Raw genomic sequence first — 23,287 nt, 5'->3', positions numbered from 1 at the left:
GACCGATGGCCGGTAGGCCCCGGGCAGATCATCCAGGCCGGTCGGCGCCCTGCTTGGAGGATCCTCCAGGGCCGAGGGTCACGAAGAGCCCCGGACCGCGGTCCGTCGCCTCGGCGAAGACCTCCTCGGCGACGGCCCACTCCTCCGGCCGCTCCCGCGCGTACGCGCCCCATCCCCGCACGACGAGCAGCAGCCCCTGGTCCGCCGCGCCCTCGGGCCAGACGGAGGGGTCGGCGAGGGAGTCGGCGAGCGCGTCCCAGTTGCGGCCGAACCAGTCGGGCAGCGCCAGGTCACGGGCGCAGCGGTCCATCAGGCCCGCCTTGTCCGTGACCCCGTCGAGGTCCAGCGTGATCACGAGCCGCCCTGCGGGGTCCTCGGTCATGTCGCCCTCTTCTCTTCCTCTCCTGCCCCCCGACAGTGCCCCGGCGGTTCCCCCTCGCGCCCCCGATGGCCCGATCCGGTTGCCCGATCCGGTTGCCCGATCCGGTTGCCCGATCCGCCGTCAGATGCCGTCCGGATCGGTCCGGTTGAGCGTCGACTTCGGTGCCGAGCCGACCGTCATCAGGTAGTCCGCGGCCGACGTGTCCGTCACCAGGCTGGTGACCAGCCCGGAGCGCAGCACCGCGTCGATGGCCGCCGCCTTGCGCTGCCCGCCCGCGATCGCCACGACCTCGGGGATACGGCGGAGCTGGTCGGCCTTGACCGTGATGCACCGCTCCCCCAGGTCCCGCCCGACCCGGCGCCCCTCGGCGTCGAAGAGGTGCGCGGACATCTCGGCGGCGACGCCGAGCGAGGCGTAGTGCGCGCGCTCCTCGTCGCTGAGCATGTCGTGCACCGTCGAGATGCCCGGCTCCCAGGAGCCGATGGAGACGCAGGCGACCGTGACCTTGTCGAAGTACTCGAAGGCCCGGGCGATCCCGGTCTGGTGGCGCAGCGCCTGCGCGGTGGCCGCGTCCGGCAGCAGCATCGGCGCGTAGATGGGGTGGGCGTCGCCGCCCGACACCTGGGCGGCGCGGCGCACGGCCTCCACCGAGCCGCGCTCGGCGGTCCCGGCGTCGTACACGCCCGTCAGCTGCACCACCGTGCACGGCGGCAGCCGGTCGAGCGCCGCCGCCATGTGGATGGTGGACCGGCCCCAGGCCAGCCCCAGCACGTCACCCTCGTCGACCAGCTCGCCGAGCAGGTCGGCGGCCACCTCTCCCAGGTTCTCCGGGTCGGGCGTCTCCTCGGCGTCGGCCGGGGACTCCACCACGACGGCGTGCCTGAGGCCGTAGCGGGCCCGCAGGGCGTCCGAGCGCTCGGCGTCCAGCTCGGCCGGCACCCGGATCTCGATTCGTACAAGGTCTCGCTCGAGGGCTGTCTCAAGGACCCGGGCCACCTTGAAGCGGCTGACGCCGAACTCCTCGGCGATCTGGATCTTGGACTTGCCCTCGAGGTAGAAGCGGCGGGCCATGGCCGCCGCCTGGACCAGCTCAGCGGGTCCCATCCGCATGGCTGAGCGGCCCGCCGACATACCCGACACGGCGATCTCCTCACTGCTGTTCACACTCTGGATTCGCCGTCATCCTTGCAGATTCGGCGGACTTGATCAGCCCTGATGGGAGCCGTTCACGTTCTGTTCCTCAGTGGGCACACACCCAGGACGCCTTGGCGGTCGCCGCCTCGGCCTGCGTGCGCAGTGCACGTACCGCCTCGGCCGGGTCGGACGCCCCGTACACGGCGGAACCCGCGACGAAGACGTCCGCGCCGGCGTCGGCGCACTGCTCGATCGTCGACGCCGACACCCCGCCGTCGACCTGGAGCCACAGCTCCAGACCGTGCTTCTTGATCAGCTCACGGGTGCGCCGGATCTTCGGCAGCATGATGTCGAGGAACGCCTGCCCGCCGAAGCCCGGTTCAACCGTCATGATCAGCAGCATGTCGAGTTCGGGGAGGAGATCCTCGTACGGCTCGATGGGCGTCGCGGGCCGCAGCGCCATGGACGCGCGGGCCCCCTTGGCCCGGATCTCCCGTGCGAGCCGCACCGGCGCGGCGGCCGCCTCGACGTGGAAGGTGACGGAACCGGCGCCCGCCTCCACGTACTGGGGCGCCCAGCGGTCGGGGGCCTCGATCATCAGGTGGCAGTCCAGCGGGGTGTCCGTCGCCCGGGCCAGGGACTCCACGACCGGCACGCCGAGCGTGAGGTTCGGGACGAAGTGGTTGTCCATGACGTCGACGTGGAGCCAGTCGGCTCCCTCGACCGCCTTGGCCTCGTCCGCGAGGCGGGCGAAGTCGGCGGACAGGATGCTGGGGTTGATCTGCGCGGCCATGCCCCAAGACTGCCATGCCCCGCGGGGCGGGGCGGCAGGGGTCCCGGATGGTCGGGGTCGTTCGTCGACCGCGGGCCGGTCGTGGGGTGCCCGCGCCCCGGCGGAGCCGCGTAGGTCACCGGCCCCGCGGCGTGGCACCACCCCGCGGCACGGCACCGCCCGGCGCACCTCCGGGGCGCGTCCGGCGGACGTGGGCAGCGGGTGCCCCAACCGGTTCAGTCGGTGCCGCACACCGGTAGGTCCTGTTCCTCGCGGAGGCGTTCCAGTTCCGCCAGTCGCTCGTCGAGCTCCTCAGGAGCCGCGAAGTGACGCAGCACCGCCTGGTGGAAGGCGTCCCGGGTGGTACGCGGCATCGCGTCGGAGGCGTCCCAGCAGCGGGCCCGGCCGGGCTCGCGCAGGACGGCCCCGATCGCACGCTCGGTCGGGTCCTGCTCACCGTCCGTCTTCGCGGCCCTGTTCGCCGTGTACTCCGGCAGAACGGTGCCGGGGTCGGCCAGGTAGCGGATCAGCCGCTCGGCCTCCGGGGTGGGGTTCAGGACGGCCGCGAGGTCACCGGAGACCTCCCAGGCGCCGGCGTCCGGCCCGGCCCCGGGCACGACCTCGGAGAAGTGGACGTGGTCGCCGCCCGCCTGCCGCCAGTGCCCGGCCCGGAACGATCCCTGGTGCTCCAGGCGGCCCGGCGCGCAGTCGGCGCCGAACCCGGTGGTCAGCGCCTGCTCCACACGCTCGCCGGAGCCCGCGCCCACCATGTCGGCCCAGGTCGTCCAGGCCTTGCGCACGGCGTCGTCGGTCCACGGCAGCCTGCCGTTGGCCCACTCCTCGTACACCCGCGGTCCGGCCTGCTGGAGCAGGATGTCCTCCACCCAGTCGGTGCCGGGCCAGCCGGAGGTCGCGCCGGACTCCATGCCGAGGCACCAGCGGCCGGGAGACGCCGCCGACTGCACGGTGGGCCGTTGCCCCGTGTACCACACCATGCTCTTCAGGCCGGTCTTCACGGGCAGCCAGTACGTGTGGGGGGCCTGCCCCGGCACGGTGACCTCGGGGGCCCAGAACCGGTCGTAGTGCCCGGGGTCGAACAGCCCGTCCAGCGGGTGGAGCCGGTCGTCGACGGCGTAGGCGAGCAGTTCGCCGGGCCCGGGCAGCACCGCCACGTCGGGCGGGTTGCCGGCCGCTATGTCGGCGGCCAGCACCTGGCTGAGCGCGGAGCTGCCCTGGTAGACGACGTCGATCCGGTACTCCTCCTCGAACGGCTCGATGACCTGCTCCTCGAACTGCTCACGCTCCTCACCGCTCCAGTTGGCGAGCAGGGTGACGGAGCCCTGCCAGTCGCGCGCCCAGCGCACCCCGGCGAACACTCCGGCACCGAACAGGACCAGACAGGCGCAGAGGATGCCGAGCGTCCGGGCCCCGGGGCGGGTCATCGCTGCCCCCGGAACCGGTACTCGGCGATACGCGGCCACAGTCCCCACACCGTCAGCGCCACCACCACGGCTCCTCCCAGCAGTATCCAGTCGGACAGCGAGGCCCAGAACCCGGCGTCCGCGAGCGCGCCCTGCACCTCGTCGGCCACGTCGGGGATGGTGTCCGGGTCGGCGCGCGGCACCCGTACCTCGGCGAGGGAGCCGGTCATCGCGCGGTGGGCCGAAACCGTGTGCCAGGCCAGCACCGGCACGCCGAGCGCGCCCACCGCGGTGGCGGCCAGCAGCCGCAGCTGCACGGGCCGCCGGAAGCGGCGCCGTACGAACCGCTGGGTCTCCAGCAGCGCACCGGCCAGCACCGCGTACAGCACCGCGACCGTGCCCCAGCCCAGCCACAGCTGCCAGGGGAAGGCGGCCTGCCGCCCGGCTTCCTCCAGTTGTTCGGCCCGCAGGGCGTCGAGGCGGCTCATGATGTCGCCGTCGGTTCCCGGTTCTGCCTGGTGGCCGAGGACCTTCTCGGCGTAGTGGAGGTAGGCGGCGTGCAGCGGTGAGTCGTCCGGTTCGCGGCCCCGGCGCTCCACCCAGGCCGAGTAGACGGCTATCAGCCCGGTGACGGTCTGGAGGTCGTGCCGCCCCGTCAGGCCGGTGACGTCCTCGGACGCGGCCAGGGCGAGGCTCTGCTGGGCGACCGAGATCTGGGTGTGGAACTCGCCGCTGATGTCTCCCTCGAGGCCGCTGTCACGGACCACCTGGTGAGCCTCGCGCATCGCGCTCTGCGCGGTGTCGACGGCCAGGATGCCGGGCGTGCTCGCGGTGGACAGCGGCACGGTGTCGTCGTGCACGCCCCGGTAGGCGAAGAACAGCACGAGGGTGGTGACGGCCTGGAGGACCAGCAGCAGCCTGAGTCTCCGGGTCAGGTCCCGGCCGGTGGTGCTCACCGCCGCTCCTCGAAGCGGTGGCGGCAGCTGGGGCAGAACCGGGCGGCCGCCGGCGCCTTGCGCGAGCAGGCCGGGCAGGACACGGTGGCCCCGCCGCCCGGCGCGGCGCCCGCCGCGCTGCCGGACGCGGGGCCTGACGCGGGGCCGTAGGTGCTGTGACTGCTCGCGGTGATCAGATGCTCGAAGTCGACGGCCGCGACGTCGGGGCGCAGGGTGACCCGGCCCGCCTGCGCGTCGTCGATGTTCACCAGCCGGCCCAGTCGGGCGAGCTGCTCGTCGGCGCCCATCTCGTGGGCGAGTTGCGCGGCCCGGCCGAGCTGCTGCTCGGCCAGGTCGCGCTGTCCGCGCCGGTGGGCGTCGGTGGCGGCGGCGACGGCCTCGCCGAGCCGCTGGTGCCGCTCGAAGTGGTCGACCTGGGCGTCGGTGTACCGGGACAGGGCCGGGTTGTCGGTCCAGTGCACCAGGCAGGGCTGTGGCGGCGGCAGCCGCACCTCGCCGCCCGGTACGTCGACGGCGACCACGGCGAGCTGGAGGTCCTCACGGTGCGGGCGGCCGGACGGGTCGGCGGACAGGCACAGCTGGTAGCGGCGGGTCTCGTCGCCCCAGGCCCGGGTGACGAAGCGGCCGGTGCCCTCCTGCGCGGTCAGCTCCGCCTCGGTGGGGAAGACCTGCTTGAGATAGCGCACCGCGCCCCCGGACACCGCGGTCACCGAGATCGCCAGTTCGGGAACGGTCTTGGTGAGGAGCCGGCTCATCAGCTGCTCGTACTCCGCGGGCAGGGCCGCCTCCTCACGCACCGAGGAGGCGCTGCCGTGCAGCCGGCGGGTGATGCGCAGCAGTTCCCGGCCGTCCCAGCCGTCACCGATGCCCCAGGCGTCGCAGACGAACCGGCCCGCGCACTGCTCCAGTACCTGTGCGAGCGGCATCTCCTCGTCGTGCTGGTTCTTGCCGTCGGTGAGCAGCAGGACGTGCCCGATGGGCGCGTCCTGTTCCGTCAGCAGCCGGCGGCTCAGGTCCAGCCAGGCGCCGATGCAGGTGCCGCCGCCCGCGACCAGCCCGTGCACGGCCCGCTCGGCCCGCGCCCGGGTGCGGGCCGAGGCCCGGGCCATGCGCGGGGTGTCCGGGTACGCCATGGCCGCCCGCTCGCTGCCGCGGACCACCGCGAACGGTGTGCCGTCCGGCAGTTTGCGGATCGCCGCGACCGCTGCCTGCTGGGCGGCGTGCAGCTTCTCCACCGGCCAGGTCATCGAGCTGGAGCAGTCCACGGCGAGGACCTGCGCCAGGACCGGGCCGCGCGGGCGGCCGCCGCGCCCGGTGCCGTCCACCCGCACGCTGAGGATGGCGTGCATCTGCGGGTCGCCGGCCTCGCTGGACAGGTACTTCTCCTGGCTGATCTCCAGCCCGACGGTGACCCGGCCGGCCGCCTCGCCCGTCCGGGGTTCTCCTGTCTCCACGCTGTCCGTGCCCCCTCGGTCTCGTCGTCGTTTCCCCGCACCGCCGCGTGCTCACCCCGTACGCCGCCACCCCCGCAGCAACTCCCCGAGACCTGCCGGCTCCGGCAGCACCGCGTACGCCCGGTCCAGCAGGTCGCCGCGCTCGCCGGGGCTGCCCGCCTGGTCGGCGAGCCGCTTCAGCGACCCGGACAGCAGCCTGCGCAGTGCCGCCTCGGTGTCCTGCGGGCCGAACAGTTCACCGGCGGGGAAGCCGCTCCCCCAGCCGCCGGGCGGGCGGCAGGCGAGCGCGTGCTCCCGCAGTTCGGTCTCCAGCCGGTCCCGGGCCTCGCTGCCGTCCAGGTGCAGCCCGGCCAGCCGTTCGGCGGCCTCGTGCAGGTCGGCGGCGAGCGGCGCGGGCCGGCCGGGCAGCCGGCCGGCCAGCACCCGCACCGCGGCGACGCGCGCGGCGTCGTAGTGCCGGGAAGTGGTCGGCACCTCGTCCAGTACGGCGACGGCCTCGCGGCGACCGCCGCGGCGCAGCCGGATGCGGGCCAGCCCGAAGGCGGCGCTGCCCTGCGTGGGGTCGCGGCGCCGTACGGCCTCGTAGTACTCCTCGGCCTGCAGCTCGCGCGCCTGCGCCCGCTCCGCCTGCTGCTGCCCGGCGCGCCGGATCCGCGCCGGCGCCGGACCGGCCTCGCGCAGACCGGTCCGCCGTACGACGGCGGGCTCATGTACCTCGGTCTCGCGTACGCCGGACTCGCGCAGCCGCTCGGCCAGGAACTCGGCGCAGTACCCGAGCGCCAGCTTCGGTGCCGCCTCGCCGGGCAGCGCGGCGTAGGCGGCGGAGAACTCGTCCTCCGCCTCGTCCACCGCACCGCGCACGAGACGGACCAGGCCCTGGTGCCAGAAGATCCGCCAGTCGTAGTCGCCGCTCCACCCCTTGGCCCGGGCCACCCACGCCTCGGCCCGCGCGGCGTCCCCGGCGTCCAGGTAGGCACGGCACAACCACAGCGCGGTCTCCACGGTGCGCAGCGCCGGGTCGCCCTCCGCTCGGGCCGCGATGCGGTCGGGGGTGTCGGCGGCGAGTCCGCCGAGCAGTACGGCCGCCTCGTCGGAGGCTTCGGGCAGGGGGACCGGCAGCGCGCGGGCCGCCGCCCGGGGGTCCGGGGCGCCGGCCGGCAACTCCGGTGCCTCGGTGCCGAAGCGGTGCGTCCACCTGTCCAGCGCGGGGACCGTGCCGAGGGCGGCACCGAAGACCGCCGCGGTCGGCTCGAACCGGGTCGAGCGCTCCGGGTACGGCTCGTGTCCGCCGAGCGCCTGGTGCTCGCGCAGCACCTCCCACAGCTGACGTGACATCTCCGCCGCGGAGTGGAACCGGGCTGCGGGCTCCTGGTGGGTGGCGCGGCGGATCAGCGCCTCGAAGGAGCGGGCGGCCAGCCCGGCGGGCGGGGCGGCCCGCTCCGCCATCACCTTCAGGGTCCGGCCGACGGTGTAGAGGTCGCTGTCGACGTCGAGCCCGCGTTCGTCGCGCTCCTTCTTCGGCGGGGAGTATCCGTGGGTGTGGACGAGCCCGGAGGAACGGTCGTCGATCCGGCGGATGGCACCCAGGTCGATGACCTTGATCTCACGGCCGTAGTGGATGACGTTCTCGGGTTTCATGTCGCAGTAGAGCAGGCCCTGGTCGTGCAGGTACTCCAGGGCGCCGAGGATCTTGCAGCCGTACGTGATGACGTGGCCGAACTCGAAGCCGCCGTCGCCGAACAGCCGCGCCAGCTCCTCTTCGGGGGCGAACCGGATCCAGGCGAGGGAGCGGCCGCCGACGTACTCCATCACGATGTACCCGGTCGGTTCGGCATCGCCGGGCGCTTGGTGCTGGACGTGGGTGACGATGCGGACGATGTCCCGGTGGTGGAGTGTGGTGAGTGAGCGACGCTCCTCGACGGCCGCCCGCCGGGCCATGGCGTCCCCGGTGTTGATCAGCCCCTTGAGGGCGACGCGCAGACCCGGCACCCGGGTGTCCTCGGCCAGGTAGACCCAGCCGTGGCCGCCGACCGCGAGGTAGCCGAGCACCTCGTAGTGGCCGCCGACCCGGTCACCGGGACGCAGTTTCGGCCGGAAGGAGTACTCCGCGCCGCACAGCGGGCAGAACCCGTGGTCGGGCGCGGGGCCGCCGTCGTACGAGACACCGATGGTGCCGGTGCAGTTCCCGACGCCGCAGCGCCGGCCGCCGGTGGGGGGACGGGCGGTGGTGGCGGCGGACTCGGAGGGGTCCGGCGAGGGCAGGTGGGGCAGCACCAGCAGCCCGTCGCGGTCCAGTTCGCCGGCGGGATGGGTGACGGACCGCTGCGAAGGCGGCGCCGGTACGCCGGAGGTGCCCGAGTCGGCGGCGGGAGCGGGCGAGGAAGGGCCGGGCGGGGAGGGGGAGGGCTCGGGGGTGAGGGGGCGGCGCGAGCAGGTGTCGCAGAAACCGGTGACCATGATGCGGCCGCCCTGGCAGCCGGGTCTGACGCAGGCCGTCTCACTCATACCGGGAGCTCCCTGTCGGGGTCGGGCCGTGGGGTCGCCGGGGACTCCCCGACCGGCCGCGGGCTCGGCCGGGGGTGTCCGTCCGGCGGTGGAAACGTTCGGAACGCCCCGTCGGGCCACGAGACCGTACAAAGCACCCCGTCGGGCCACGAGACCGTCCAGGCGTTCTCGGCGTCATCGCGGGTCTCCTCCTCCCCGGCCGTCGACGCGGCGGATGTAGGCGTCCACCGCCGCTTCCGCCGCGCGCACGTCGCACGGCCTCGCCCGGAGCAGGTCGTGGGCCCGGACGTAGAGGGCGTCCACCGCCGGGTCCTCCTCGCCCTGCGTGGCACGCTGGTGCAGCACGCGGTAGCTGCGCAGGCGGCCGGTGAGTTCGTCGCGCCGGTCGCGGAGCCGGTCGAGCCGGCCGACATCCGCCGCCAGCCGGTCGGCGACTCGGTCGGCCAGCCGCTCGTACCGGGCCGGGTCCGGGCCGTGACCGGGGTCTCGGTCCTGTGCGCGCAGCAGGTCGGCCAGTGCGGCGTGCGCGGCCACCAGGTACGGGTCGACGGACCTCACGCCCTCCGGCAGCACGGCCGCGCGGCGTTCGTACAGCGTCCGGGCGAGTGGCCCGGTGATCTCTCTCAGCCGCTCGACGAGCCGGGCGCGGCGCTCCCGCGCGGGCCGGACGAGCAGCTGGTCGCGGGCACGGCGGTAGCAGTCGTCGGCCGCGCGGAAGACCAGCAGCAGGCGGCTGCCGCCGGCGCGCAGCATGTCCAGCAGATCCAGCAGCGCCGGCGGGTCGGCCGCCTCGTCGACACCGACGACGACCAGATTGAGGGTGACCTTCGCGGCGCGGATGCGGTCGAGCGGGGGGTCCTCCGGGTGCTGCCACAGCCCCATGCGTTCGGCGATCCGCTCGGCGATCTCGGCGGCGGTCAGCCCGCCCGTGTGCACGGCGAGGTCGTGGCCGCCGGCCGACGGGACGGTGCCGGGCGGATCGAGGGAGGCCCGGTCGACGGAGACCGGAGTGCGTAACTCCCGGTCGGCGAGGGTGATGGCGCGAAGCAGCGTGGCGTCGCGCGCGGCGTCGTCGTGCCGGACGACGCTGATCTTCACCTGGCTGCCGTCGTCGCGCAGCCAGGCGGCGAGGCGCTGGGCGAACGGCTCGTCGAGCAGGGCCTCCGAGGCTGCGTCGTCGGAGGGGAGCAGCCTCTCGTCGACGGCGGTGGGCCCCACGATGTACGGCTTGAGCCGGGGCAGATGGCGGGCGATGGTCTCGGCGGGGCTGATGAAGGAGAACCGGTTGCCGTGCTGGTCCCGCTGACCGCTGAGCACCATGCCGATGACCTCGCCGGTCAGGCTGTCGGCGACGCCCGCGCCGCTGCATCCGGGGGTGGCCAGTTCACCGGGGGCGGCCGGGCTGAGCTGCAGCTGTCCGTCGCGTCCGCAGCCGCCGACGACGTCGGCCCGGAACCATATGCCGCCGTTGTGGTCGTACGGGAAGCCGTACATCCGCACCTCGCGGTGGGCTGCGGACAGCCGGTGGAGCCGCACGGTTTCCTCCACGGGCCGGGGCCGCTCCAGCCGCAGCAGCGCCACGTCCCCGCTGGGGTCGCCGTCGGCGTCCCGCGTCTCCGGCACGTAGGCGTCACCGTCCACCCGGGCGGGGACCGCGGGCACGCTGTGGCCGGGCGCGCCGACGAACTCCGCGGTGATCCGGGCCGCCGCACGGTCCACCACATGCGCGCAGGTGAGGACCTGGTCGGGGCTCAGCAGAATGCCGGCCCCCGCGATCTCACCATCCGCTCCCCGGATGCGCACCGCCCAGCACGGCGTGCGCGTCAGCGAGGCGGCCAGGACTCCCCCGCCAGCAGCCATGGACGAAACTATACGGACGTGTGCTCCTGCCGCATACTGATGCGGCAGGAGACGAACGAGCCTTGTGCGGAGGAGACTTGACGAACGAGCCCGACTTCGTGGGGCTGGCCGAGGTGATCCGTCAGATCCGGGGCGAACTCGAGGAGGCCCGCGCCGAGGCAGCGGGCCGGGCCCTCGGTTTCACCGTGGAGAACGTGAGCCTGACCTTCACGGTCCAGGTCCACCGCGCCGGCAGCGGCCGCGGTGGCGTCCGGATCGGCGTGGTGACGGCCGAACTGGGCGGCAGCGTCGACCACCAGACCGTCCATCAGGTCCAGGTCGATCTCACGCCGGAGCTGGCGGGCGGGGAACGCGTGCGGGTGAGCCGGGGCTAGGTTCCGGCGGATCCGCCGGAACGGGCGCCCGTCACGCGGTCCGGCGGACGAGTGCCAGATACATGGCGTCGGTCCCGTGCAGGTGCGGCCACAGCTGTACGTCGGGGCCCTCGCCCAGGTCCGGTACGCCGGGCAGCAGCGGCCGGGCATCGAGGAGCTCGGTGCCGGGGAACTGCTTGAGCACGTCGGCGACGACGGCCCGGGTCTCGGCGAGATGCGGCGAGCAGGTCGCGTAGCCGACGACGCCGCCGATCCGGACGGCCTCCAGGGCGCCGCGCAGCAGCCCGCGCTGGAGCGGGGCGAATCCGTCGAGGTCCTCGGGACGGCGCCGCCAGCGTGCCTCGGGGCGGCGGCGCAGCGCGCCGAGCCCGGTGCACGGCACGTCGACCAGGACACGGTCGAAGCTGCCGGGCCGCCACGCCGGGCGGGTTCCGTCGGCCGCGATCACCTGGTACGGCCCCGGGTTCCCCTCCAGTGCCCTGGCCACCAGACCGGCCCGGTGCGGCTGCTTCTCGGAGGCGAGCAGGAAGGCCCCCCGCTCGGCGGCCAGCGCGCCGAGGAGCGCGGCCTTGCCGCCCGGCCCGGCGCACCCGTCCAGCCAGCGCCGGTCCGGCCCCTCCAGGGGCGCGTTGGCGAGGGCGAGCGCGACGAGCTGGCTGCCCTCGTCCTGTACGCCGGCCCGGTTCTCGCGTACGGCCTCGACGGCGCCGGGCTCGCCGCCCTCGCTCAGGCGCACGGCGTACGGCGACCAGCGCCCCGGGACGGCGGCCTCCTCGTCCAGCAGTTCGCCGGCCGTGGCCCGCCCGGGGCGGGCGACCAGGGTGACCTCGGGCCGCTCGTTGTCGGCGGCCAGCAGTTCCTCGATGCCGGCCCGGCCGCCGCCGAGCGAGTCCCACAGCGCGGAGACGACCCAACGGGGGTGCGAGTGGACGACGGCGAGGTGGTCCTCGGGGTCCTTGTCGTAGGGCGGGGCGACCCGCTCCAGCCACCCGTCGAGATCGTCCCGCGCGACCTTGCGCAGCACGGCGTTGACGAACTTGGCCCGCCCGTCGCCGAGCACGACCCGCGCCAGCTCCACGGATGCGGAGACGGCGGCGTGGGTGGGGATCCGGGTCCCGAGCAGCTGGTGGACGCCGAGGCTGAGCACGTCCAGCACCGGCGGGTCGACCTCCCGCAGCGGCCGGTCGACGCAGTCGGCGATGATCGCGTCGTACGTCCCCTGGCGGCGCAGCGTCCCGTACACCAGCTCGGTCGCGAGGGCCGCGTCCCGGGCGTCGAACTTCTCGGGTCCCTCCTTCTCCCGGGCCTTGCGCAGCAGCGGGGGCAGGACGAGGTTGGCGTACGCGTCCCGCTCGTCCACGGCCCTGAGCGCCTCGAAGGCGAGGAAGCGGACGGGGTCCTTCTGGGGCCTGCGGTAGGGCTTGCCGGGTTTGCGGGGACGACGAGGCTGATCGCTCACGAAAAAGGTGCTCCGGATGTGGGGTGAAGTGCGCTCACCAGCGTACGCCGAACCGGTGAACGGTGGCACGGAGGCGCAGGTCAGCCGCCGAGCAGCTCACCGTCGGTGATCCGCACGCCGCGCGCCCAGTCCGCGGCCCGCATCGGCTTCTTGCCCTGGGCCTGTACCCACAGCAGCTCGACGGCGTACGAGCCGGTGCCGACGTACACGTTGTTCTTGCCGGCGGCGAGCTGCCCCGGGGCGAGATCCGTCCGGTCGGGCACGGGGCGGGCCTGCACGAGCTTGAGCCGCTCGCCCCGGAAGGTGGTCCAGGCGCCCGGGGCCGGGGTGCAGCCGCGCACCACGCGGTCGACGCGCAGCGCCGGGGCGGCCCAGTCGACCCGGGCGTCCTCGACGGTGATCTTCGGGGCGAGGGTGACTCCGTCGGCCGGCTGCGGTACGGCCTCGAGACTGCCGTCCTCGATGCCGTCCATGGTGGCGGCGAGCAGCCCGGCGCCGGCGAGGGCGAGCCGGGTCAGCAGGTCACCGCTGGTGTCGGCGGACCGGACGGTCTCGGTGACCGTCCCGTAGACGGGGCCGGAGTCCAGGCCCTCCTCGATGAGGAAGGTGGAGGCGCCGGTGATCTCGTCCCCCGCCATGATCGCGTGCTGCACGGGGGCGGCCCCGCGCCAGGCGGGCAGCAGTGAGAAGTGCAGGTTGACCCAGCCGTGGGCGGGGACGTCCAGGGCGACACGGGGCAGCAGGGCCCCGTAGGCGACGACGGGACAGCAGTCGGGTGCGATCTGGCGCAGCCGCTCCAGGAACTCGGGGTCGCGCGGCTTCGCGGGCCTGAGCACCTCGATCCCGGCCTCCTGTGCGCGCTCGGCCACGGGAGAGGCGACCAGCCGGCGCCCGCGCCCGGCCGGAGCGTCGGGCCGCGTGACGACGGCGGCCACCTCGTGGCGCCCGGAGGCGATCAGGGCGTCCAGGGCGGGAACGGCGACCTCGGGGGTACCGGCGAAGACGAGCTTCATGGGTGGGACGGGCCTCTCGGGCGGGGGCGGATGCGGGCGACGCACCAGTCTACGAGCCCGCGCGCGACGGAAAGCCGCCGCCGGCGCGGCAGCCCCGCAGCAGAGCCCCGCGCGGGCGGGGGACCCCCGGGGCCGCAGACCAAGGGGCCACCAGGCCAAGGGGCGGTCAAGAGGCCACAGGCCGAGGGCCACAGATCGAGGGGGCCATGTCCGAGGGGCCGCAGACCGAGGGCCACAGACCAAGCAGACCCAGAGGACGCAGGACGCAGGACGCAGGACGCAGGACGCAGTCCAGCAGCACGCAGCCCATGAGGAGCAAACCAAGGGGCGCACGCATATGCCGCCACGCCCCCACCCCGTGACCAGCGGAGCGCCCACGCGTTGGTCAAGGAAGAGTTGACCACCGGGCCGCCCGCGCGGCCCGATTCCTTTCAACGCCGGTTCGAGAGGCTTGTTCATGGCCGACCACGCAACCCACGACGCCCAGGCTCGGGCCAGCCTGCACTTGCTGGTGCGGGACATCGAGCGGGTCCGCCGGCAGGTGGACGCACTGCGCACCCTCACCGCCCAGCTGGGCAACGTCTACCGCCCGCGCCGCTCCGGCCCCTCCACGGGCTTCGTCGTCTACGGACGCGCCCCCGCCCCGACGGTCCGTCTCGCCCAGGAGCTGCGGGACAGTGTCGAGACCCTGGTCACGGCCGCCGTGGACTTCGACCGTTCGCTCGGCTTCTCGTGGGACGCGGTGGGCTCCGCACTCGGCGTCACCAAGCAGGCGGTGCACCGTCGCTACGGCTCGCGCCGCGCCACTGCCCAGGTCGCGCCCGCCGCCGCCGAGTCCCCCGAGCACGCTCCGGAGCCGACGGGCCCCCGCGCGGTCAACGTGGGATCCGCCCTGCCCGCCGTGCCCACGGTCCCGGCGGCCCGTTCCATGCCGACCCAGCCGACGGCGGGCAGTCCGGCCCTGCGCGACGACGTCCGGCCGACGGCCTTCCCCGGCCCGCGCAACGGCTGAACCGCGACGGCCCCGAGGCTCGCTGTCCCTCCCCGGCGGACCGGGAGGGACAGCGAGCCTTGGGGCCGTACACCCTCACCCGATGTCGGGCGGATCGATCCGCACCCACACCGCGGCGTCACTCCCCCGCGCCGTCCGGGCCGCCTGAGCGGCCTTCAGCGCACCGGCCAGCGCGGCCCCGCGCCCCGGCGGCACCCGCACCAGCGCCCGCTCCCAGTGCTCCCCGGGCGGCGGCGCGCCCACCCGCCGAGGCCGCCCCGCGGTCGTGACCGGAAGCGGCACGGGACCCAGTACCTCGGCCTCCCGGGGCAGCTCGACAGCGCGGAGGAACCCGGCCACGGCCTCCGCCGGCCCCGCCACGGCCGCCATCCGCGACACCGGCGGGAAGCCCAGCTCGGCCCGCTCGGCCAGCTCCCGCACCGCGTGGCCGACGGGGTCCCAGCGCACCAGCGCCTGCACCGGCCGCAGCGTCGGTTCGGCGACCGCGACGACGGTGCCGCCGGCGCTCTGCGGGCGCACCAGGGCGGCGGCGGCCAGCCAGCGCCGCAGCGCGTCCTCGCCGGCGCGCAGGTCGGGACGGCCGAGCATCGCCCAGCCGTCCAGCAGCAGGGCCGCCGCGTAGCCGCCCTCGGCGACGGGTTCGGCACCCGGGGTGCTCACGACCAGCGCGGGGGCCTCGGACACGGTGTCCAGGACGTGCTCGCGCCCGGACGTGCGCACCGGGACCGCCGGGAAGGCGCGCCCCAGTTCCTCGGCGGTGCGCCGCGCCCCCACGACCTGGGCGCGCAGCCGGAAGGCCCCGCACTCCGGACAGTGCCAGCCGCTCTCCTCCCGCCCGCACCATCCGCACCGCAGCGCGGACCCGGACTCCTGGCCCTCCAGTGGTCCGGAGCAGTGCCGGCACCGCGCCGGCGTCCGGCACGCGGCGCACGCCATCCGCGGTACGTAACCCCGCCGGGGCACCTGTACGAGCACCGGTCCCTGACGCAGCCCCTCCCTGACGGCCTGCCAGGCCAGGGTCGGCAGCCGTGCGGCCCGGGCGGCCTCGTCCCGGGCCAGGTCCTGGTCCCCCACGGTCCGGACCAGCGGGGCGGCGGCCCGGACCTGCTCCCGCGGGGCGACCAGCGGCCGGGCCCAGCCGGTCTCCACGAGCTGGGCGGCCTCCACGGTGCAGTTCCAGCCGCCCAGCAGGAAGGCGCACCTGTCCTGGGCGGCACGCAGCAGCAGCACCTCGCGCGCGTGCGGTTGCGGGGCGTGCGGCTCGCTGTGGCTGTCGTCGCCGTCGTCCCAGAGGGCGACCAGGCCGAGGTCCCGCACCGGCGCGAACATGGCGGCGCGGGTCCCGACGACGGCCCGTACGGCCCCTCGGCGCACCGCGAGCCACTGCGCGTACCGCTTCTCGGGGCCGGCGTCGGCGGTGAGCACCGCGTGCCGTCCCTCGCCCAGCAGGGCGGTCAGTGCGGCGTCGGCACGGGCGACGGCCCGCCCGTCCGGCAGGACGACCAGCGCGCCCCGGCCGGAGGCCAGCGTCGCCGCCACGGCCCGCGCCAGTTCCTCGCTCCACCGCGGGCCGGGCAACGCGTTCCACACCGCGCGCGGCGCTCCCCCCGAGGCCAGAGCCGCCACGAACGCGGCCCCCTGCTCGTACCGGATCCAGGATCCCGGCTCGGGCACGGGCGGCGGCGGCAGCGGCTCCGGTGACGCCCGCTTCTCGGCGCGCGCGTTGCGCGGCGGCACGGCGAGCTGCAGCACGTCGGCCAGGCTGCCCGCGTACCGGTCGGCGACCGCCCGCACGAGTCCCAGCAACTCCTCGTCCAGCACCCGCTCCGGCGAGACGACCTGGGCCAGCGCGGCCAGGGGACCCGCGTAGTCGGACTCGGCGAGCCGCTCGACGAGGAACCCGTCGATGAGCCCCCCGCCCTCGCGCCGCCCGTCCCGCACCCGGTGCCGCCCGGCCCCGAACCGGACCCGCACCCGCACGCCGGGCTGGGCGTCGGCGTCGAGCTCCTCGGGCACGGCGTAGTCGAAGTACCGGTCGAGATGGAGTACACCCTTGTCGACGAGCACCCGGGCGACGGGCAGCTCCTTGGCGAGCGCGGCTCCGCGCCAGGTCCGCGGCTTGGCCCGCGGCGCCTTCGCCTTGCGCACGCTCTCCCGGATGAGCGCGAGCTGCTCGGGCGGCGCGTCCTTCGCGCCACCGCCCGCCGGTTCGTTCTCGCTGCTCACGCCTGCATTCCTACCAAAGACCACTGACAATCACAGGGGTGCGCGGGTCCCTGTGATCGCGGTTCCCCCGCCGGCCGACGTGCCGCTGGAGTCTCTTCCGGTTGTCCTGTCCGGCCGCCGGGGCCGATCGGCCGGCGGAGCCCGGGGGCGGACCGCTGCGCCCGGCACCGGCCCCGCCCGCCCGCGGACACGTCGCGGCCCGGCGCCCCCCGTGGGGACGCCGGGCCGCGCGCGTGCCGTCGGGCGGGGTGCCTTACAGCCCCGCCGCCTGCCGCAGCGCGTCCACGCGGTCCGTGCGCTCCCAGGTGAAGTCGGGAAGCTCACGGCCGAAGTGGCCGTACGCCGCGGTCTGGGCGTAGATCGGGCGGAGCAGGTCGAGGTCGCGGATGATGGCGGCCGGGCGGAGGTCGAAGACCTCGTCGATCGCCTTCTCGATCTTCTCGGCGTCGATCTTGGCGGTGCCGAAGGTCTCCACGAAGAGACCGACCGGCTCGGCCTTGCCGATGGCGTAGGCGACCTGGACCTCGCAGCGGGCGGCGAGGCCCGCGGCGACGACGTTCTTGGCGACCCAGCGCATCGCGTACGCGGCGGAGCGGTCGACCTTGGACGGGTCCTTGCCGGAGAAGGCGCCGCCGCCGTGGCGGGCCATGCCGCCGTAGGTGTCGATGATGATCTTGCGGCCGGTGAGGCCGGCGTCACCCATCGGACCGCCGATCTCGAAGCGGCCGGTCGGGTTGACCAGGAGGCGGTAGTTCTCCGTGTCGAGCTTGATGCCGTCCTCGAGCAGGGCCTTCAGCTCCGGCTCGACGACGAATTCCTTGATGTCGGGCGCCAGCAGGGACTCGAGGTCGATGTCGCTCGCGTGCTGGGAGGAGACGACGACCGTGTCGAGGCGGACGGCCTTGTCGCCGTCGTACTCGATGGTGACCTGCGTCTTGCCGTCCGGGCGCAGGTAGGGGATCGTGCCGTTCTTGCGGACCTCGGACAGGCGCTTGGACAGGCGGTGCGCCAGGAAGACCGGCAGCGGCATCAGGGTCGGCGTCTCGTCGGACGCGTAGCCGAACATCAGGCCCTGGTCACCGGCGCCCTGCCGGTCCAGCTCGTCCTCATCGCCCTCGACCCGGTTCTCGTAGGCCGTGTCGACGCCCTGCGCGATGTCCGGGGACTGCGCGCCGATCGAGACCGAGACACCGCAGGAGGCGCCGTCGAAGCCCTTCTTCGAGGAGTCGTAGCCGATCTCCAGGATCTTGCCGCGGACCAGCGTGGCGATGTCCGCGTAGGCCTTGGTCGTGACCTCACCGGCCACGTGCACCAGGCCGGTGGTGATGAGGGTTTCGACGGCGACCCGGGACGTCGGGTCCTCCCGCAGAAGCGCGTCGAGAATGGTGTCGCTGATCTGGTCAGCGATCTTGTCGGGGTGGCCCTCGGTCACAGACTCCGAGGTGAACAGGCGACGGGACACAACGCTCCCTGGGGTTGCAGCGGCTGCTGGCTGATCATTGGTGGACGGCACGGGGAGCTGCACCCGGCGACGTCCGAGAACAGTTTATCGGTCGCGCTCCGCCACGGGCCCACCCGTCTCGCCTCTCGGAAGGGCTGTGACCTGCGGCACGGGCATTCTGCCCGGAACGCAGCGCCCTTGGCCAGGGCCGCCACGCTCGAATGCGCGGGCTTCACGGTACGGGCGGAGTGGGTGAGTCATTCAGCCGAGCCGTTCCGCCACGAGGTCCCACACGGTCTCGGCCAGTGCTTCCTTCGGGCCGTGCGCGACCGGGGTCTCGCTGCCGTCGGCGCCGAGGATCACGGCCTCGTTCTCCTCGGAGCCGAAGGTCTTGCGCTCCCCCACCTCGTTCACCACGAGGAGGTCGCAGCCCTTGCGCTTCAGCTTGGCCCGGCCGTTGGCGAGGACGTCGTCGGTCTCCGCGGCGAAGCCGACGACCACCTGGCCGGAGCGGGCCCGCTCGGCGGAGACCTCCGCGAGGATGTCCGGGTTGCGCACCAGGGCGATCGGCGCGGGCTCCTGGTCGTCCTTCTTCTTGATCTTCCCGGCGGCGTACGCCGCCGGGCGGAAGTCCGCGACCGCAGCGGCCATGACGACGGCGTCGGCGTCCGCCGCGGCGCGCAGCACCGCCTCGCGCAGCTCCACGGCCGTGCCCACCGGGACCACGTCCACGCCGGCCGGGTCCGGCAGCGACGCGTTCGCCGCGACCAGCGTGACGCGGGCGCCCCGCGCGGCGGCGGTGCGGGCGAGGGCGTAGCCCTGCTTGCCCGAGGAGCGGTTGCCGAGGAAGCGGACCGGGTCCAGGGGCTCCCGGGTGCCGCCGGCGCTGACGACGACGTGCCGTCCGGCGAGGTCCGGCTCGCTGATACCGCGGGCGAGCACCCGGCGGCAGACCTCGAAGATCTCACCCGGATCGGGCAGCCGGCCCTTGCCGGTGTCGACGCCGGTGAGGCGGCCGACGGCCGGCTCGATGACGACCGCGCCGCGGCGGCGCAGCGTCGCCACGTTCTCCTGGGTGGCCGGGTGCTCCCACATCTCGGTGTGCATGGCGGGGGCGAAGACGACCGGGCAGCGGGCCGTGAGCAGCGTGTTGGTGAGGAGGTCGTCGGCGAGGCCGTGGGCCGCCTTGGCGAGCATGTCGGCCGTGGCCGGGGCGACGACGACCAGGTCGGCGTGCTGGCCGATGCGCACGTGCGGGACCTGGTGGACGTCGTCCCACACCTCGGTCGACACGGGGTTGCCGGACAGGGCGGACCAGGTGGCGGCCCCGACGAAGTGCAGCGCGGAGGCGGTGGGGACGACCCGGACCTCGTGCCCCGTCTCCGTGAACCTGCGAAGCAGCTCACACGCCTTGTAGGCGGCGATGCCGCCGCTGACCCCCAGAACGACCTTGGGCTTGTCCACCGTCTCTCCCCGACTCGGATATCGCGTACGCCCCATCACACACCACAGGCCCGGCAGTCGGACTGCCGGGCCTGTGGATACGTCAGCTTTAGGCTGAAAATACTACCGCTGATGCGGTCGGTACTCCTGCTACTACTGCGCCGGACCTTCGATGGCCTCGGAGGTCAGCAGTCCCGCGTTGATCTCGCGGAGGGCGATCGAGAGCGGCTTCTCGTGGACGTGGGTGTCGACGAGCGGACCGACGTACTCGAGGAGGCCCTCGCCGAGCTGCGAGTAGTACGCGTTGATCTGGCGGGCCCGCTTGGCCGCGTAGATCACGAGGCTGTACTTCGAGTCCGTGGCCTCGAGGAGCTCGTCGATCGGCGGGTTGATGATGCCCTCGGGCGCGGAGATGGAAGAGGACACGCTCTACCTTCCGATGGATGGGAAAGATTCAGTCGGGTGACCGGTCGGCCGATCGGTCGGGATCAGCGGACCAGTGACGATCACACGACGTTCGTCAAGGCTAGCAGCTCACGCGCCACGTCCTCGACGGAGGTGTTGACCAGGGTCTGGTCGAACTCCGGCTCGGCCGCCAGTTCGACCTTGGCCGCGGCGAGGCGACGCTCGATCACCTCCGGCGGTTCGGTGCCCCGGCCGGTGAGCCTGCGCACCAGCTCCTCCCAGGAGGGCGGAGCCAGGAACACCAGCCGGGCCTCGGGCATGGAGTCGCGGACCTGCCGCGCGCCCTGGAGGTCGATCTCCAGGAGCACCGGCTCACCGGCCTCCAGGCGCTCCAGTACGGCCGCACGCGGTGTGCCGTACCGGTTGCCCGCGAACTCGGCCCACTCCAGCAACTCGCCGTTGGCGATCAGCTTGTCCATCTCCTCGTCGGTGACGAAGAAGTAGTGGACACCGTGCTGCTCGCCGGGGCGGGGCCGGCGGGTCGTCGCCGAGACCGACAGCCATACCTCGGGGTGTTCCTTGCGCATATGGGCGACGACCGTGCTCTTGCCGACCCCCGAGGGGCCGGAGAGCACGGTCAGCCGCGGACGTGCGTCCGGGGGTACGGGGGACGTCCCCCGGGGTGTTGCAGCCATGCTGCGATTATTCCAGCAAACCCGGAGTGCTCCGGACTCAGCTGCCGGTGCTGCCGAACTCGCGCTCCAGGGAGGCGATCTGGTTGGAACCGAGCCCACGCACGCGGCGGCTCTCGGAGATGCCCAGTCGCTCCATGATCTGCTTGGCGCGGACCTTGCCCACGCCCGGCAGGGACTCGAGGAGGGCGGAGACCTTCATCTTGCCGATGACGTCGTTCTCCTGGCCCTGCTTGATGACCTCGTGGAGGGAGGCGCCGGAGTGCTTGAGTCGATTCTTGACCTCGGCCCGCTCCCGGCGAGCCGCGGCGGCCTTTTCGAGCGCGGCTGCGCGCTGTTCAGGGGTAAGGGGCGGAAGAGCCACGCCTACGTCACCTCGGATGTCGAACTGTCGGATACGGACCGGTGAGGAACCTAGTCGCCCCACACCTGGGGAGCCACGAGCAACACGCTCGCCCGTTGACTCCTGTCGGAGACTAGCGGTCAAGTCCGCCAGAGTCAGCGAGAACAGCGGAAAAGTCCTGGTCAGCCTTTGTCAGGTCGGGCATTTTGGACATATTGCCTCGGATTTGTGGGTGGATCCGGAGTCAGGTCGCCGCGAGCGCGGTCCTGATCTCCTCCGCGAAGCGGTCCGCGGCCGTCCACAACGCGACCGGGTCGGGACCGTGACGCAGAACACCCCGGCTGACGTTGGGAACGACGTTGCGCACCGTGTCGCCGAAGACCCGCGGCAGATCCGCGGGGGTGGCGCCCTGCGCGCCGATGCCCGGCGCCAGGAGCGGGCCGTTGATGCCCAGGTCGTACGACGACAGGTCGCCGAGGGTGGCGCCGACGACCGCGCCGAAGGAGCCGAGGGGCGCCTCCCCCGCGTTCTCGGCGGCCAGGTGCGCCAGCATCGTCGCGCCGACGCTGCGCCCGTCGGCCCGGACCGCGTGCTGGACCTCGCCGCCCTCCGGGTTGGAGGTCAGCGCCAGCACGAACAGGCCCGCGCCGTTCTCGCGCGCCATGTCGACGGCCGGTCCGAGGGACCCGTAGCCGAGGTAGGGCGAGACGGTCAGCGCGTCCGAGAAGAGCGGGGAGTCCCGGTGCAGGAACGACTCGGCGTACGCGGCCATGGTCGAGCCGATGTCGCCGCGCTTGGCGTCCATGACGACCAGCGCGCCGGCCGCCCGCGCCTGTTCGACCGACGTCTCCAGGACGGCGACGCCGCGCGACCCGAAGCGCTCGAAGAAGGCGCTCTGCGGCTTGAGCACGGCCACCCGGTCGGCCACCGCCTCCACGACGGTGCGGCTGAACCGCTCCAGTCCGGCCACGTCGTCGTTCAGGCCCCACTCGGCGAGCAGGGAGGCGTGCGGGTCGATGCCGACGCACAGCGGGCCACGCTCGTCCATCGCGCGGCGCAGCCGGGCGCCGAAGGGCTCGAGTACCGTCATGCCGCTCATCGGGGCTTCCTCACATCGGCGCCGACGGCGTCGGCGAGGGTGGCGTACGGGCTCTGCCGCAGGCGTGCGGCGAGCCCCTTGTGGAGGTCGCGAGCGTGGAACGGGCCTTCGTAGATGAACGCGCTGTAGCCCTGGACCAGCGTGGCCCCGGCCAGAATGCGCTGCCAGGCGTCCTCGGCGGTCTCGACGCCGCCGACGCCCACCAGGGTGATCCGGTCGCCGACGCGCGCGTAGAGGCGGCGCAGCACCTCCAGGGAGCGCGCCTTGAGGGGCGCGCCGGACAGACCGCCGGTCTCCTGCACGAGGGCGGGCGAGGACGTCAGGCCGAGTCCCTCGCGCGCGATGGTGGTGTTGGTGGCGATGATGCCGTCCAGACCCAGTTCGACGGCCAGGTCGGCGACCGCGTCGACGTCCTCGTCGGCGAGGTCCGGTGCGATCTTGACGAGGAGGGGGACGCGCCGGGCGGTGACCGCGCGGTCGGCGGCCTCACGGACGGCGCTCAGGAGCGGACGCAGTGCCTCGGTGGCCTGGAGGTTGCGCAGCCCGGGCGTGTTCGGGGAGGAGACGTTGACGACGAGGTAGTCGGCGTGCGGGGCCAGCCGTTCGGCGGACTTGACGTAGTCACCGACGGCCTCCTCCTCCGGCACGGCCTTCGTCTTTCCGATGTTCACGCCGACGACGGTCCGGAAGACGGGCGTACGGGAGGCCAGGCGGGCGGCGACGGCCAGCGAGCCGTCGTTGTTGAAGCCCATGCGGTTGATCAGCGCCCGGTCGCTCACGAGCCGGAACAACCGCTTCTTGGGGTTGCCGGGCTGCGGCTCCCCGGTCACCGTGCCGATCTCCACGTGGTCGAAGCCGAGCATCGCCATGCCGTCGATGGCGACCGCGTTCTTGTCGAAGCCTGCGGCGAGCCCGAAAGGCCCGTGCATGCGCAGGCCGAGGGCCTCGGTGCGCAGCTCCTTGTGGCGCGGCGCGAACGCGGCGGCGACGAAGGTGCGCAGCACGGGGACGCGGGCGGCGCCACGGATCCAGCGGAAGGCCAGGTGGTGGGCCTGCTCCGGGTCCATGCGGGAGAAGAAGAGCTTGAAGAAGATCTTGTACATGTGTCCTCGTAAGGCCTGGGTAGAGCCCCTGGGGCCCCAGGGCTCATGGGCTCATGGGCTCATGGGCTCATGAAGAGGGGGACACCGTTTCCGGTGTCCCCCTCGGGGCTGCTAGTCGCGGGCCGCGGTGAGGAATGCGGCGTGTTCCTGGAGGGAGCGGACTCCCACGTCGCCGTGGGTGAGGGCGTCGATG

The 23,287-nt window shown here is 73.8% G+C and carries 20 protein-coding genes; 2 read left to right on the top strand and 18 right to left on the bottom strand.

Annotated elements, in window-relative coordinates; translation table 11 throughout:
* Positions 1 to 28 precede the first annotated feature (28 nt).
* From ACP4IX_RS25605 to ACP4IX_RS25570, 8 genes are all read right to left on the bottom strand, one after another.
* Positions 29 to 382 (bottom strand): barstar family protein, encoded by a 354-nt coding sequence (locus ACP4IX_RS25605; protein WP_426523125.1) that lies wholly within the window; start codon positions 380 to 382, stop codon positions 29 to 31.
* A 120-nt stretch (positions 383 to 502) separates the two neighbouring features.
* Positions 503 to 1,546 carry a sugar-binding transcriptional regulator gene (locus tag ACP4IX_RS25600; protein ID WP_426523126.1) on the bottom strand — a complete coding sequence of 348 codons (1,044 nt, stop codon included), beginning with the start codon at positions 1,544 to 1,546 and terminating at the stop codon, positions 503 to 505.
* Between the two features lie 76 nt (positions 1,547 to 1,622).
* Positions 1,623 to 2,309, bottom strand: coding sequence for a ribulose-phosphate 3-epimerase (gene rpe / locus ACP4IX_RS25595; protein WP_426523127.1), 687 nt, complete (start codon positions 2,307 to 2,309; stop codon positions 1,623 to 1,625).
* A gap of 215 nt (positions 2,310 to 2,524) precedes the next feature.
* On the bottom strand, positions 2,525 to 3,730 hold the full coding sequence (locus ACP4IX_RS25590) for an ABC transporter substrate-binding protein (RefSeq protein WP_426523128.1): 1,206 nt from the start codon (positions 3,728 to 3,730) through the stop codon (positions 2,525 to 2,527).
* Positions 3,727 to 4,665, bottom strand: a complete 939-nt coding sequence (locus tag ACP4IX_RS25585) for a hypothetical protein (RefSeq protein ID WP_426556765.1) — start codon at positions 4,663 to 4,665, stop codon at positions 3,727 to 3,729. Before ACP4IX_RS25585 ends, ACP4IX_RS25590 begins: the two co-directional genes overlap by 4 nt.
* Positions 4,662 to 6,119: a VWA domain-containing protein gene (locus ACP4IX_RS25580; protein WP_426523130.1), complete on the bottom strand. Its 1,458-nt coding sequence runs from the start codon at positions 6,117 to 6,119 to the stop codon at positions 4,662 to 4,664. Before ACP4IX_RS25580 ends, ACP4IX_RS25585 begins: the two co-directional genes overlap by 4 nt.
* A 51-nt stretch (positions 6,120 to 6,170) precedes the next feature.
* The gene (locus tag ACP4IX_RS25575) at positions 6,171 to 8,624 is read right to left on the bottom strand and encodes a tetratricopeptide repeat protein (protein ID WP_426556763.1); all 2,454 of its coding nucleotides are present in this window, start codon (positions 8,622 to 8,624) and stop codon (positions 6,171 to 6,173) included.
* Between the two features lie 174 nt (positions 8,625 to 8,798).
* Positions 8,799 to 10,484: a trypsin-like serine peptidase gene (locus ACP4IX_RS25570; RefSeq protein WP_426556761.1), complete on the bottom strand. Its 1,686-nt coding sequence runs from the start codon at positions 10,482 to 10,484 to the stop codon at positions 8,799 to 8,801.
* A 77-nt stretch (positions 10,485 to 10,561) separates the two neighbouring features.
* Between ACP4IX_RS25570 and ACP4IX_RS25565 the strand changes: the two genes are divergently transcribed.
* Positions 10,562 to 10,858, top strand: a complete 297-nt coding sequence (locus ACP4IX_RS25565; protein ID WP_426523133.1) for a trypco2 family protein — start codon at positions 10,562 to 10,564, stop codon at positions 10,856 to 10,858.
* A 31-nt stretch (positions 10,859 to 10,889) separates the two neighbouring features.
* On the opposite strand, the gene ACP4IX_RS25560 is transcribed toward ACP4IX_RS25565, so the two are convergent.
* Together ACP4IX_RS25560 and fmt are read right to left on the bottom strand one after the other, a co-directional pair.
* The gene (locus ACP4IX_RS25560) at positions 10,890 to 12,317 is read right to left on the bottom strand and encodes an RsmB/NOP family class I SAM-dependent RNA methyltransferase (RefSeq protein WP_426523134.1); all 1,428 of its coding nucleotides are present in this window, start codon (positions 12,315 to 12,317) and stop codon (positions 10,890 to 10,892) included.
* 80 nt (positions 12,318 to 12,397) lie between these two features.
* Positions 12,398 to 13,330 carry a methionyl-tRNA formyltransferase gene (gene fmt, locus ACP4IX_RS25555; protein ID WP_426523135.1) on the bottom strand — a complete coding sequence of 311 codons (933 nt, stop codon included), beginning with the start codon at positions 13,328 to 13,330 and terminating at the stop codon, positions 12,398 to 12,400.
* 457 nt (positions 13,331 to 13,787) lie between these two features.
* Between fmt and ACP4IX_RS25550 the strand changes: the two genes are divergently transcribed.
* The gene (locus ACP4IX_RS25550; RefSeq protein WP_426523136.1) at positions 13,788 to 14,342 is read left to right on the top strand and encodes a hypothetical protein; all 555 of its coding nucleotides are present in this window, start codon (positions 13,788 to 13,790) and stop codon (positions 14,340 to 14,342) included.
* Positions 14,343 to 14,417: 75 nt separating this feature from the next.
* Here the strand turns inward: ACP4IX_RS25550 and ACP4IX_RS25545 are convergent, their stop codons facing one another.
* The 8 genes from ACP4IX_RS25545 to ACP4IX_RS25510 form a co-directional block, all read right to left on the bottom strand.
* Positions 14,418 to 16,568: a primosomal protein N' gene (locus tag ACP4IX_RS25545; RefSeq protein ID WP_426556759.1), complete on the bottom strand. Its 2,151-nt coding sequence runs from the start codon at positions 16,566 to 16,568 to the stop codon at positions 14,418 to 14,420.
* Between the two features lie 253 nt (positions 16,569 to 16,821).
* Positions 16,822 to 18,030: a methionine adenosyltransferase gene (gene metK, locus ACP4IX_RS25540; RefSeq protein WP_398136641.1), complete on the bottom strand. Its 1,209-nt coding sequence runs from the start codon at positions 18,028 to 18,030 to the stop codon at positions 16,822 to 16,824.
* Between the two features lie 240 nt (positions 18,031 to 18,270).
* Positions 18,271 to 19,473, bottom strand: coding sequence for a bifunctional phosphopantothenoylcysteine decarboxylase/phosphopantothenate--cysteine ligase CoaBC (gene coaBC / locus ACP4IX_RS25535; protein WP_426556757.1), 1,203 nt, complete (start codon positions 19,471 to 19,473; stop codon positions 18,271 to 18,273).
* Between the two features lie 132 nt (positions 19,474 to 19,605).
* A complete protein-coding gene (gene rpoZ / locus ACP4IX_RS25530) occupies positions 19,606 to 19,878 on the bottom strand; it encodes a DNA-directed RNA polymerase subunit omega (protein ID WP_003977348.1) in 273 nt (90 codons plus the stop codon).
* Positions 19,879 to 19,958: 80 nt separating this feature from the next.
* Positions 19,959 to 20,552: a guanylate kinase gene (gene gmk, locus ACP4IX_RS25525; RefSeq protein WP_426523139.1), complete on the bottom strand. Its 594-nt coding sequence runs from the start codon at positions 20,550 to 20,552 to the stop codon at positions 19,959 to 19,961.
* Positions 20,553 to 20,589: 37 nt separating this feature from the next.
* A complete protein-coding gene (locus tag ACP4IX_RS25520) occupies positions 20,590 to 20,913 on the bottom strand; it encodes an integration host factor (protein WP_003977346.1) in 324 nt (107 codons plus the stop codon).
* A gap of 223 nt (positions 20,914 to 21,136) precedes the next feature.
* Positions 21,137 to 21,982, bottom strand: a complete 846-nt coding sequence (gene pyrF / locus ACP4IX_RS25515; protein ID WP_426556844.1) for an orotidine-5'-phosphate decarboxylase — start codon at positions 21,980 to 21,982, stop codon at positions 21,137 to 21,139.
* A 5-nt stretch (positions 21,983 to 21,987) separates the two neighbouring features.
* Positions 21,988 to 23,094, bottom strand: coding sequence for a quinone-dependent dihydroorotate dehydrogenase (locus ACP4IX_RS25510; protein ID WP_426556755.1), 1,107 nt, complete (start codon positions 23,092 to 23,094; stop codon positions 21,988 to 21,990).
* Positions 23,095 to 23,287 lie beyond the last annotated feature (193 nt).

Source organism: Streptomyces sp. WG5, assembly GCF_049974565.1.
GTDB lineage: Bacteria > Actinomycetota > Actinomycetes > Streptomycetales > Streptomycetaceae > Streptomyces.
Note: the sequence above shows the minus strand (reverse complement) of the source record. Positions and strands in the feature narration are given on the sequence as shown.

What these genes read in the sequence shown, in the direction of transcription:
- ACP4IX_RS25605 (WP_426523125.1), bottom strand. Translation starts at nt 382, where the DNA reads ATGACCGAGGACCCCGCAGGGCGGCTCGTGATCACGCTGGACCTCGAC.
- rpe (WP_426523127.1), bottom strand. Translation starts at nt 2,309, where the DNA reads ATGGCCGCGCAGATCAACCCCAGCATCCTGTCCGCCGACTTCGCCCGC.
- ACP4IX_RS25590 (WP_426523128.1), bottom strand. Translation starts at nt 3,730, where the DNA reads ATGACCCGCCCCGGGGCCCGGACGCTCGGCATCCTCTGCGCCTGTCTG.
- ACP4IX_RS25575 (WP_426556763.1), bottom strand. Translation starts at nt 8,624, where the DNA reads ATGAGTGAGACGGCCTGCGTCAGACCCGGCTGCCAGGGCGGCCGCATC.
- ACP4IX_RS25570 (WP_426556761.1), bottom strand. Translation starts at nt 10,484, where the DNA reads ATGGCTGCTGGCGGGGGAGTCCTGGCCGCCTCGCTGACGCGCACGCCG.
- fmt (WP_426523135.1), bottom strand. Translation starts at nt 13,330, where the DNA reads ATGAAGCTCGTCTTCGCCGGTACCCCCGAGGTCGCCGTTCCCGCCCTG.
- ACP4IX_RS25550 (WP_426523136.1), top strand. Translation starts at nt 13,788, where the DNA reads ATGGCCGACCACGCAACCCACGACGCCCAGGCTCGGGCCAGCCTGCAC.
- gmk (WP_426523139.1), bottom strand. Translation starts at nt 20,552, where the DNA reads ATGGCTGCAACACCCCGGGGGACGTCCCCCGTACCCCCGGACGCACGT.
- pyrF (WP_426556844.1), bottom strand. Translation starts at nt 21,982, where the DNA reads ATGACGGTACTCGAGCCCTTCGGCGCCCGGCTGCGCCGCGCGATGGAC.
- ACP4IX_RS25510 (WP_426556755.1), bottom strand. Translation starts at nt 23,094, where the DNA reads ATGTACAAGATCTTCTTCAAGCTCTTCTTCTCCCGCATGGACCCGGAG.